General features: G+C 56.8%; 11 protein-coding genes, 1 tRNA gene and 1 rRNA gene. 7 read left to right on the top strand and 6 right to left on the bottom strand.

Annotated features, from left to right (window positions below):
- The 3 genes from rrf to BFV97_RS18075 all read left to right on the top strand — a co-directional run.
- A 5S ribosomal RNA gene (gene rrf / locus BFV97_RS18065) occupies window positions 1–89 on the top strand; the annotation flags it as partial.
- A gap of 188 nt (window positions 90–277) precedes the next feature.
- Complete coding sequence (locus BFV97_RS18070) at window positions 278–1510, top strand: flavin-dependent oxidoreductase (protein WP_069301750.1); 1233 nt, start codon at window positions 278–280, stop codon at window positions 1508–1510.
- An 83-nt stretch (window positions 1511–1593) separates the two neighbouring features.
- Window positions 1594–1670 (top strand) — tRNA-Met (locus BFV97_RS18075).
- Window positions 1671–1862: 192 nt separating this feature from the next.
- On the opposite strand, the gene BFV97_RS18080 is transcribed toward BFV97_RS18075, so the two are convergent.
- Complete coding sequence (locus BFV97_RS18080; protein ID WP_069301751.1) at window positions 1863–2768, bottom strand: LysR family transcriptional regulator; 906 nt, start codon at window positions 2766–2768, stop codon at window positions 1863–1865.
- A gap of 254 nt (window positions 2769–3022) precedes the next feature.
- Here BFV97_RS18080 and BFV97_RS18085 point away from each other — a divergent pair, with 254 nt between their 5' ends.
- The 3 genes from BFV97_RS18085 (at window position 3023) to BFV97_RS18575 (ending at window position 5270) form a co-directional block, all read left to right on the top strand.
- On the top strand, window positions 3023–3805 hold the full coding sequence (locus BFV97_RS18085) for an SDR family NAD(P)-dependent oxidoreductase (RefSeq protein ID WP_069301752.1): 783 nt from the start codon (window positions 3023–3025) through the stop codon (window positions 3803–3805).
- A 65-nt stretch (window positions 3806–3870) separates the two neighbouring features.
- On the top strand, window positions 3871–5010 hold the full coding sequence (locus BFV97_RS18855) for a sigma-54-dependent transcriptional regulator family protein (RefSeq protein WP_069301753.1): 1140 nt from the start codon (window positions 3871–3873) through the stop codon (window positions 5008–5010).
- Window positions 4908–5270, top strand: coding sequence for a helix-turn-helix domain-containing protein (locus tag BFV97_RS18575; protein WP_483814931.1), 363 nt, complete (start codon window positions 4908–4910; stop codon window positions 5268–5270). The genes BFV97_RS18855 and BFV97_RS18575 overlap by 103 nt, the downstream gene beginning before the upstream one ends.
- 88 nt (window positions 5271–5358) lie before the next feature.
- Here the strand turns inward: BFV97_RS18575 and BFV97_RS18095 are convergent, their stop codons facing one another.
- The 3 genes from BFV97_RS18095 to BFV97_RS19120 are packed head-to-tail and all read right to left on the bottom strand — an operon-like array spanning window position 5359 to window position 7001.
- The gene (locus BFV97_RS18095; protein WP_069301754.1) at window positions 5359–5661 is read right to left on the bottom strand and encodes a DUF1330 domain-containing protein; all 303 of its coding nucleotides are present in this window, start codon (window positions 5659–5661) and stop codon (window positions 5359–5361) included.
- Window positions 5662–5718: 57 nt separating this feature from the next.
- The gene (locus BFV97_RS18100) at window positions 5719–6417 is read right to left on the bottom strand and encodes a lipoyl protein ligase domain-containing protein (RefSeq protein ID WP_069301755.1); all 699 of its coding nucleotides are present in this window, start codon (window positions 6415–6417) and stop codon (window positions 5719–5721) included.
- Window positions 6414–7001 carry a 2-oxo acid dehydrogenase subunit E2 gene (locus BFV97_RS19120; RefSeq protein ID WP_245667832.1) on the bottom strand — a complete coding sequence of 196 codons (588 nt, stop codon included), beginning with the start codon at window positions 6999–7001 and terminating at the stop codon, window positions 6414–6416. The genes BFV97_RS18100 and BFV97_RS19120 overlap by 4 nt, the downstream gene beginning before the upstream one ends.
- Window positions 7002–7330: 329 nt before the next feature.
- On the opposite strand from BFV97_RS19120, the gene BFV97_RS18110 reads away from it, so the two are divergent.
- Window positions 7331–8317 carry a zinc-dependent alcohol dehydrogenase family protein gene (locus tag BFV97_RS18110; protein ID WP_069301756.1) on the top strand — a complete coding sequence of 329 codons (987 nt, stop codon included), beginning with the start codon at window positions 7331–7333 and terminating at the stop codon, window positions 8315–8317.
- Window positions 8318–8820: 503 nt separating this feature from the next.
- Here the strand turns inward: BFV97_RS18110 and BFV97_RS18115 are convergent.
- Window positions 8821–9465 carry a non-canonical purine NTP pyrophosphatase gene (locus BFV97_RS18115; protein WP_069301757.1) on the bottom strand — a complete coding sequence of 215 codons (645 nt, stop codon included), beginning with the start codon at window positions 9463–9465 and terminating at the stop codon, window positions 8821–8823.
- Window positions 9465–9977, bottom strand: coding sequence for an SIR2 family NAD-dependent protein deacylase (locus BFV97_RS18120; protein WP_157888374.1), 513 nt, complete (start codon window positions 9975–9977; stop codon window positions 9465–9467). Before BFV97_RS18120 ends, BFV97_RS18115 begins: the two co-directional genes overlap by 1 nt.
- Window positions 9978–10105: the final 128 nt, after the last annotated feature.

Raw genomic sequence — 10105 nt, forward strand, 5'->3', positions numbered from 1 at the left:
ACCCGATCCCATCCCGAACTCGGCCGTTAAGCACTGTCGCGCTGATGGTACTGCGTCTTAAGACGTGGGAGAGTAAGTCACTGCCAAACCTAGTAAGTATTAACAAAAAGCTCCCTAAACGATAACAAAAACAACACAAACAGGCCGCCCATAACAGGGCGGCCGTTTGCGTTCGTGGGAAAGGCCGGCGCTTTTTCTATCACTAATCTCTCATCTCCATTTTTGCCGTAGCTCTCTGATACTGGCGCTGTAACATTGCCTGTGGGGAGGATCGCTTATGACCGTATTAATCGCAGGTGCCGGTATTGGCGGGCTTACACTTGCGCTAAGCTTGCAGGACAAACAGATCCCCTTTCGGATATTCGAAGCGGTGGCGGAGGTGGCACCTTTGGGTGTGGGGATCAACCTACAGCCCCACGCTGTACGGGAGCTGACCGAGATGGGTTTGGCCGACAGGCTGAACTCGCTTGGCATCAGAACCAAAGAAGTGGCCTATTTTTCGCGGCAGGGTGGCTACATCTGGGCAGAGCCGCGTGGCCGATATGCGGGCTATAACTGGCCGCAATATTCGGTACATCGCGGCAAGTTGCAGTTGATGCTACTGGAGGCGCTGAAAGAGCGGGTGGGCGATGATGTGGTTGAGACCGGGCGAAGGGTTCATAGCTCCCACGATTTTCATGATGGGGTCGAGGTGGTTTTTGCCGATGGATTGCGGGAGCGCGGGCAGCTTTGCATCGCCGCTGACGGGATACATTCGGCGCTGCGTGCGCAGTATGTGCCGGGGGAGGGTGCGCCCCATTGGGGGGGCACGATTATGTGGCGCGGCACGACGATTTCGGAACCGTTTCTAAGCGGCGCTACGATGGCGATGGCGGGCCGCAAGGACCAAAAATTTGTGGTGTACCCGATTGAGATTCTTCCCGACGGGCGGCAGGTGATCAACTGGATCGCGGATTTGTCCAAACCGGCGGAGTATCTGTGGAATAGGGAGGATTGGAATCGTCAGGGCCAGCTCTCTGATTTCCTGCCGCTGTTTGCGGATTGGACGTTTAACTGGCTAGATATACCAGCGCTGATCCGGGGTGCGGAAACCGTCTATGAATACCCGATGGTGGACCGAAACCCGCTGGATCGCTGGACCTTCGGCCGTACCGGATTGCTGGGGGACGCCGCCCATGCGATGTATCCGATCGGGTCGAACGGTGCCAGCCAAGCCATTCTGGACGCGCGTGTACTGACCCGCTGCCTGATGGATCACGGAACGGCACCAGCAGCGCTGAAAGAATACGAGTCGATCCGGCGAGAGGCGGTGAACCGAATCGTCCTCGCCAATCGGGGGGACGGTCCGGACAAGATCCTAGACGAGGTCGCAACGCTTGCCCCCGATGGATTTGCGCAGATCAGTGACGTTCTGGGCGAGGATGCACTGGCTGATGTGGCCGGTCAGTACAAAACAATCGCCGGATTCGACGTGGAGAGCCTGAATGCGCGCCCTTCTTTGGTAGGCTAGATAAAAAATGTGAAGAAACTGTCAAGAAAGGGTCATTTAGCCGTTGAACCTCCCCGCCAAGAGAGTTACATCACACGCATTGGCGCGGGGTGGAGCAGCCCGGTAGCTCGTCAGGCTCATAACCTGAAGGTCGTAGGTTCAAATCCTACCCCCGCAACCAAAATCCTGATGTAATGTCAGTCGCTTAAAAGCCGCCCTCGGGTGGCTTTTTGCGTTGGGGATAGGGGGCGATTCCCTCAGGTCAGGCGCCTTAGGTCTGTTTTGTGCCGAAACGGGGGCGGTATCCTAAGTGCGTTCGCCGGCCTTCCGGCGGCCCCGTGTTTCTACTGACCTACTCCGGAGTTACCAAGTATTACGCTGACCAGTCGGCGCGGTTTCCCAGTCGGTCGATCAGGAAATCTATGAAAATGCGGGTTTTGGGGGTCAGAACGTTTGAGCGCGGATAGACCAGCCACAGGAGCGTGCGCTCGTTGAGGGTCCACTCCGGGAGCACTCGGACCAGACGGCCGGCTTTGATTTCGTGAGCGACGTTCCAGAGCGAGCTTATCGAGAGGCCGACCCCCGCCACGGCCGCTTCTCTTTGTGCGTCACCGTCGTCCAAGATTGTTCTGCACGTCATTTTTTGCGGGTCAAGCAGGGCGGTTTCGCCGTTGGTGTTGATCAATTCACGCGCTTCAAGGCTGCACCATGCGATCATATGGTGGCTGGCAAACTCGGACGGATGCGTCGGGGTGCCTTGGGATGTCAAATAATCGGGAGACGCACAGAGGATACGGGTGTCATCCGAAAGTTTACGTCCTTTCAAGCTGCTATCAGACAGCGGTGCGCTTCTCAGGGCGAGATCAAAGCTGCCTTCGATGGCATCAAAGTTGGTGTCAGAGAGGCGCAGATCCAGCGTCAGATCAGGGAAGTGTGACCGGAATTCCGGCAGCAGCGGCATGATATGCAATTGTGCAAAACTGCTTGGCGCAGCGAACCGCAGGGTGCCTTTGGGACCGACATCCTTCCCGCCAAGTGCCGCCTGCGCCGCGTCCGCTTGTGCCAGAATTTCGCGGGCATAGGGCAGGAAATCCGAACCTTCCAGCGACAGGGATACCTTGCGGGTCGTTCTTCGAAGCAATTCCACCCCGAGTTCGGTTTCCAGTTTGGCAAGACGGGCGCTCGCCACAGCGGGTGCAAGGCCAAGTGCACGTCCGGCGGCGCTTATATTAAGGCGTTCGGCGGCCATCACAAAGAGGCGCAGGTGATCGGTATCCATCCATTATATCCAATATCGGAAAAGTGAATTCAATTATCCCTGCTTTATTCTGTAAATTGCAAGTCATATCGTTACGGGTAACGCACGGCCACGCCGCCCTGACAGCAGATGCCGTTGATAGGTCGGGCATCGAAGGACGCCAACACCCGCAAGCCAGCGCGAGAAAATCGGCTGTCTCCGGCCCCGCGGTTCGTTTCGATGATCCGCACGAACATCGACAGCCGCTGCCGTGCGTGCGAATTAGGAGATTACGTATGACAAAGACGATTCTTATTACTGGCGCAACGGACGGGATCGGGCTGTTGACGGCCAAGACGCTTGCCGCTGATAGTCATACTGTGCTTCTCCACGGACGCAGCGATGACAAATTGGCGTCTGCAGCGCGCGATCTGGGCGGCAGCCCCGAGACCTATCGCGCCGATCTTTCGCGGCTGGAAGAAGTGGATGCTTTGGTCACGTCCATCCGGTCCAGACATGACCGCCTTGACGTGTTGCTGAACAATGCCGGCGTACTAAAAACGGCAGAGACGCGAACCGTGGACGGGCTGGATGTGCGTTTCATGGTTAACACGCTCGCCCCTTGCGTGTTGACCCGCGGGCTGTTGCCGATCATCCCGAAAGACGGGCGGGTGATTAGCCTATCTTCGGCGGCGCAGGCTCCGGTGGATGTGGGGGCTTTGCGCGGGACTGTAGCGCTCGATTACTCCGCAGCTTACGCGCAAAGTAAGCTCGCGCTGACGATCTGGTCGCAGGAACTGGCAGCGGAGCACCCCGAAGGCCCGGTGTTTGTCGCGGTTAATCCCGGGTCGCTGCTTGCATCGAAAATGGTCAGGGACTCCTATGGTATCGCGGGCAACGACCTGCAAATCGGGGCGGACATCCTGCGCCGCGCTGCGGTTTCGGACGAATTTGCCACTGCCTCGGGCCAGTATTTCGACAACGATAACGGGCGGTTTGCACGGCCCCATAAGGCAGCCGCGGAGCGAGAGCATGTTACGCAGGTAATGGCCGCGATCCGTGAACTGACCGGCCCCTAAGACTTGGCACAGGACTTTACCGCACGGGGAGGTGCGCGTTAACATCCAAGGCGGGAGGAGAACAGATGGGAGGGTTCAGAGCCTCAGAACACACGGATGCGATTGCCGCATCCTGGGACAGGTGCAAGCGGCGGCATAAATTGCTGCACGATACGGGCCGTCCGATCCTTCGCCTGCAATCCTCTGAAATTGCACCCCGGCTGGAGCAGATCGTCGAACGTACCGGCGGGCGTCAGGGGATTTTCCAGCAACTGGCCTCGGTCGCGGGGGAGATCGGACAGGTCACTGTGCGTGGCACGGATCACTATTTCTCTAGCCTCCGGCGGTTTGCCTGTACTGGCGTTCCGGTGCTGGATGCCAGCGGCGTCGTGATTGGTGCGATCAATCTGGTCTCCGTGGATCGTGGCAATCGCGCGGATTATCTGTTTGGACAACAGATTCTGGCGAAAACCGCACATCGCATCCAGCGCAATCTGTTCGAAAAAGAGTTCAGGGACGCGATGCTGGTCACGGTTTCCCAAAGTGGTCGGGCGCATGTGCTTTCAGACAATGCCCTTGTTGCGGTGGATGAGGCCGGAATGATCGTCGGTGCGACATCCACCATTGCTTCGTTTCTTGAAAGTGGCGATGCGAAAACCCTGAAAGGTCAGTCTTTTGAGGCGGTCTTTAATGCCGACAGCAGCATTTTGATGAACGTTCCCTCACAGGTGCTCTCGCTGCCGGGCGTGGGGGGGGCGGCGCTGAATTTCGCGGTCACGTTGCCGGATGGGTCACGGGCGCAACAAGGGGGGATGCCCCTTGCGACCCGTCAGATCAAACAGCGGCGCCTGCCGCCATCACTGCAACAGTTGGCGACCGGCAGTTACAGAATGGCCGCTGCCTGCCGTCAGGCACAAGACGCGCTGGCCCGCACTAAAATCCTGCACCTGCAAGGAGAAACCGGCACAGGAAAGTCCGCTCTTGTCACCGCACTAACAAAATCCGAGGCTTGTGACGCGCCGGTCTGTGATCTGGATTGTGCGACACTGCGTGACTGTGAGAATGACAAAGACCATCTGCGGATCGCGCTGCAACAAGCCCGCGTTTTGTGCGAGCCTCGCAAGTGGCCGGTCACACGGTTGCCTTTAGTCCCGAAGCGTCAGAGACCATCCGCACGCTACCATTCCACGGCAATATCCGCGAGCTGCGGCGGGTGCTTAAAGTAGCTCTCGGAATTTGCCGGAACAACCTGATCAGCCTGTTTGACCTACAGCAATGTATCGGCGCGACCGACCTGCCAGCCGCCAAATCGCAATCTTTGGCCGACACGACGACCCCCGCGCTTGTCTATGACGAGCGGCGCTTGATCCTTGATGCGCTGAGCAGCAGTCGATGGAATGTCAGTGAAGCCGCTCGCAAGCTGGGAATAGGGCGGGCGACATTAAACCGAAAGCTAAAGCGCTACGGGATCAGTCGGCCAAGCTGAACGGGATTGTCAGGTCTGTCGGTGATCCTAATCGGGCTGTGATCCGCAACGGTGCCGGAATGGACACCGCTGCGTTTTTAGCAGTTTATCAGACCAGGTCGTCCTTGCCCTCAACGATAAAGTGAGAGTTGGTTGACCCGTTGGTGCGGGCTGCAAGATAGGGCGCGTAGTCCGGATCGTTTACGAAGTCACGGGCGGCTTGTGCGTCCGGCCACTCCAGAATGACGCGAAGGGCGGCGGGCTGGTCTGTGCCTTCGACCTGCGCGTGATCGGTGGTTCGCGCAAGATACTTGCCACCATGTTTTGCGATAATCTCACCCACCGGCGCGATATAGCTGGGAATCCAGTCTTCGGATGTGGGTGAGACTGCAAAAATTGAATAAGCCGTCATTGGTAGGGTCCTCCTGGATGAATAATTTTTGGTCGTGGCGGTCATCTATGGCCGCGTTTATGCTGCGATGCTGTCGGGGCGCGGGGTAGGGCGGGCAATCTCTTGCTGCGCCCTGTCATGCAGGGAAACCGCCAGCGTTTGCACCGGATCGCGCGGTGTAGGAAGGACTGATTCCAGTGTTGTATGGACTCCGGCTTTGACCGGCCCGAGCCCAAGATCGCGATGGAATCCCCCCACCGCCGCGGCGCCGGCGGCAATGTCGCCTTTGACCAGGATCAGCGCATGGGCCAGAATGCGCCGCCGCCCGCCACCAATCGGGTGGATACGTTGCGCAGTGCCAACCACCTTGCGATCGGTCAGGGACATGTTCCACGCGCCATCGCAAAAGCTGTAAGGTGTCGCACCGGTTGTCCATCCGGCAGGTATTGCATCGCAAATGACCCGCGTGATCAGACGGTATCCGTCCTCAATCGTGAACCTTTGGTGTGCGGTGAAAGCCAGCGCAAGGTTCAATACACCCGGTCCCTGCGGCACAGCCCCGCCCCCCGTGGGGCGCAGATAGACCGGCCATCCGTTAGCGGCAGACCTGTGCCGTGCCCTGTCAAATCCCTCTCTGCGCCGCAGATTCGCCGGACAGACGAGCGCGCGGCGGCGCGGGCTCCACAGACAGATCACCAAACCATCTGCGGCGAAAGCCGCTGCCTCGAGTGCCAGCCCGTCGGCTGCGCTGTCCACGGGGGTTAAGGCGCTGTTCACAGCTGCATCCCTTCGATTTCTGCGCAGATTGTCGTCAGAAGATCGCCCGCCGGTGCGCCATCCAATGCGCGATGGTCAAAGGTCAGCGACAGGCCCACATGAGGGCGCAGTTCGATACCGCCTTCCGCGCTGCGCACGGCGCGATCGGTCATGCAACCAATGCCGAGAATACAGATTTGCGATGCGTTGATAATCGGCGTGAAGTGTTCAACCCGAGTAAGACCAAGGTTCGAGACGGTAAATGTCCCGCCCGTCATTTCAGTAACTGTCAGTTTGTTGGTACGGGCGCATGCCACACGCGTCAGCGCGTCTTCGGGGGCTGCATTATCGCTCTCGCGGGCGAATTTGATCGCGGCGTCCACACGGGCCGCGGCTTCGGCTTCGATCCGGTCGAGCTCCTCTTCAATGGCCATGCCATCCCCGAGCATGCGCGCCCGCATTTTCGGGATCGGAATTGGTCCGTTGGCCATGTTGAAGGCGGGGGATTTCCCCTCAAAATAGATCTTTGCGATGGCTTCCTCGAACCGGCGGCTCGTGACCATGTTACGATACATCCAATGCTGGTCTTCGCGTGTTGGTGACATGAATCCCTCCTCCCTTGTGCGCGGCATGTTTGCCGCTAGAAACACTGGGAGGAGCGTTGCGCCGGACCGTCAGCAAAACAACGCGGGTGTTATCGGTTAGCCGTGTGTCTGCAAAAACTGTCTCAACATGAGACAGTTTGAGACAGTTTCGCCCCCTTGCCGGGACAGTCTGCCGCGTGAGCCAAGATGTCAGGCAGATCAGGGCAGCCCCAAATATAAGTAAAAAATTATATTTCAAATCAGAAAACTGAACTCTGATTTGTCTGGATTATATTCAACAAAGGACGTGTTAGGTCAGGCGGGACATTAAACACCGAAAGGAATACCCGATGAAAGCTATGGCTCTGTCCAAATACGGCCCCGAAGCCCCCTTCGCGCAGATTGACCTGCCCAAGCCGACCCCAGAGGCCGGTCAGGTGGTCCTGCGCGTTCAGGCTACCAGCGTGAACACAGTTGATACCATGATCCGCAATATGGGGAACGACCTCGGGTTCTCTCCTGCCACGCCGGCCGTGCTCGGCATGGATTTTGCCGGCACCATCGAAGAGGTTGGCGCAGGCGTAACTGATTTCGCGGTGGGCGATGAAGTATACGGTTGTGCGGGCGGTCTTGCCGAATTGCAGGGTGCGTTGGCGCAGTACATGCCAGCAGATGCGCGGCTGATCGCAAAGAAACCAAAGTCGCTGTCCATGCGCGAAGCCGCGGCCATTCCGCTGGTCGGGATCACCGCCTATGAGGGGCTGAAACGCGCGGGCGTGACCGCAGGGCAGAAAGTGCTGGTGCATGGCGGTTCCGGCGGCGTTGGACATATCGGGGTGCAACTGGCCCGTTCCCTCGGCGCGGAAGTTTACGCCACGGACGGCGGCGACGAGCGGCTTGCCGTTGTGCGCGACCTTGGTGCAACGGCCATCGACTTTAAGGCGGAAACCGTAGAGGATTATGTGGCCGAATACACGAACGGCGCCGGATTTGACGTGGTCCTTGATACAGTCGGGGCGGCGAACCTGACGAACTCTTTCAATGCGGTTGCCCTGAACGGGCATGTGGCAACAACACTGGCACTGGCCGAGCTTGACCTGTCGCCGGCCCACCTGCAGGGGGCATCGCTCCACATTGTCTTCATGCTGATCCCGATGCTCTATAACAAGGATCGCGCGGACCACGGGGCGATTCTGACCGAACTCGCGCGGCTGGTTGACAGCGGCGCGCTAAAGCCGATCGTCGATGCACCCCGCTTTGCACTGAACGAGGTTGGCGCGGCCCATGACCGGCTGGCAAGCGGCAAAGCCATCGGGAAGGTCGTGATTGTCGTGTAGCCAACAAGCAGGCGTGGCGGCCCCAAACCTCGCCGCGCAGGTTCGCCGGATAGTAGAGTTTTGGATGCCTCCGGCGGTCATATCGTCAAGGCCTTAATGCATAATATTACTTAGTCGTTGTGCATCAGATACAAAAAGCATCTACAATTTTATCTTACATTTCGCAGTTGAAGAATTGCTTACACATTGCAGTCGGTAACTCGTACTTTACGCTTCTCGTACGGCCTCCCCCACGCATTGGTGGGAATGGTGTCTTATCGTGTTGTCGGACACCACTGGGCGGAATACCGACTTTCGTTGCGACCAGAATGTACGGCAGTTGAGCGCAGGAAGTGGAGTTTGTAATGTTACGCGAACGGCCCTTTGCAGACCTTCGCCCGGTCGTTCCGATGTTGCGCTGCGGCAAGTCGAAGGACACACTCGAGCAGCCGCGAAATATGGTGCTGTCTGTAGTCACGACCTGTGGATTAAACTAGAACTCGTCTTTGTGAACAAGGGCTCTATTATCGGGGAAACATGATTGGATCCTGTCCCAGCATAAACTCAAGACACTTTACCATGGCCTTTCTAGACTGAGACAACTTAACCTTTTCTATAAGACCGCCTTCTTCAGCAGAAATTTCCGCGTAGGTTCGCCCGTCGCCAGTATCGGGAATGAATACGGTGTCCCAATAAAATTCGCGCGCGCCTCGTGGTGTTTGCGAAAACTTTCCGGTGGTTTCACCGACAAACGTGTTGACGTTCATACCGTCACAATAGCCGACCACTGCCCTCGCTGTCACCTTTTCCCCGGCCCAAGTTACACTACTAAGAAATCCCTCGGCTCCGAGAGCATCCCACATCGGTTGCGTAAGGCCGCCGGGATAACTCTTTTCGCTGTAGCTCTCGAGGATCAAGCCAGCATGCTCAACTATACAAGGTTCCAGAATACGCTGATAAGCCGAAATGGCCTTGTGGCGTACCATTGCTTCAAGGTTGCGTTCTAACGGCTCATTTGTGGAGACCTTGGGGAACATCACCTTGAAATGGTCATTGGCATTCACTTCGGCTCCAAAACGGTTATAGAACTTCGTGGATAGAATGATCTGTTTCACTTCTTGTTGCTTGAAGCTGCTCTGGGTCGCATATCTGACACGAGTTTTTTTCATCAGCTTGCCATCCCCTCCAAAAGGCCCGCAATATCCTCTTCTCGTTGATTTCCATCGACTGAGATGACCTCAATGTCTCTTGCATGAAATAAGCGTCGTTCAAAATCTGACGGATTAGAATATGCTATGTATGCTCTTTTGCCGACGAAAGACTGCGGAAGTTTACCGAAAACATCGTTCAATCTTCGAAACAAGTAGGCAACATTTGCATCGTTAAAGCTGTATCCAATGAACAGGATCACTTTTCCCAGAACATCCGAACGCATTTTGAGGTCCAGCGCATCTTCGAACATCATTCTTCGATCATAATCCGACTCGGTAAGCACCATAGCCTCAGGTCGATTGAAATCGCCGTGGAACTTCACAACTTGCGTTTTTTGGTGCAGCGACTGGCTTAGTTCGTGTTCTGATGAGACTGTTACAACGTCTCGGTCGGACAAATGGAGGGCCCGTTCAAGAAAATCGTCGTAGTTTGTAGTATAATAAAGATTGCAGTTTTCGAGACCTGCCAATGCGCTGGGAGTGTCATAAACTTTGTGTATCTGGTCTGGCCCATGCGGGTTTTAGATACAGTCACGCATTGAAGCGATCCTCGAACATTATGGCGAAATGATTGCGGGCCGCAAACCATTCTCGAACA

It is taken from the genome of Neptunicoccus sediminis (assembly GCF_001719615.1).
Classification (GTDB): Bacteria; Pseudomonadota; Alphaproteobacteria; order Rhodobacterales; family Rhodobacteraceae; genus Amylibacter; species Amylibacter sediminis.

Coding starts and splice junctions, on each gene's coding strand:
- BFV97_RS18110 (WP_069301756.1), top strand. CDS start 7,331: ATGAAAGCTATGGCTCTGTCCAAATACGGCCCCGAAGCCCCCTTCGCG.
- BFV97_RS18070 (WP_069301750.1), top strand. CDS start 278: ATGACCGTATTAATCGCAGGTGCCGGTATTGGCGGGCTTACACTTGCG.
- BFV97_RS19120 (WP_245667832.1), bottom strand. CDS start 7,001: ATGTCACCAACACGCGAAGACCAGCATTGGATGTATCGTAACATGGTC.
- BFV97_RS18095 (WP_069301754.1), bottom strand. CDS start 5,661: ATGACGGCTTATTCAATTTTTGCAGTCTCACCCACATCCGAAGACTGG.
- BFV97_RS18855 (WP_069301753.1), top strand. CDS start 3,871: ATGGGAGGGTTCAGAGCCTCAGAACACACGGATGCGATTGCCGCATCC.
- BFV97_RS18085 (WP_069301752.1), top strand. CDS start 3,023: ATGACAAAGACGATTCTTATTACTGGCGCAACGGACGGGATCGGGCTG.
- BFV97_RS18115 (WP_069301757.1), bottom strand. CDS start 9,465: ATGAAAAAAACTCGTGTCAGATATGCGACCCAGAGCAGCTTCAAGCAA.
- BFV97_RS18080 (WP_069301751.1), bottom strand. CDS start 2,768: ATGGATACCGATCACCTGCGCCTCTTTGTGATGGCCGCCGAACGCCTT.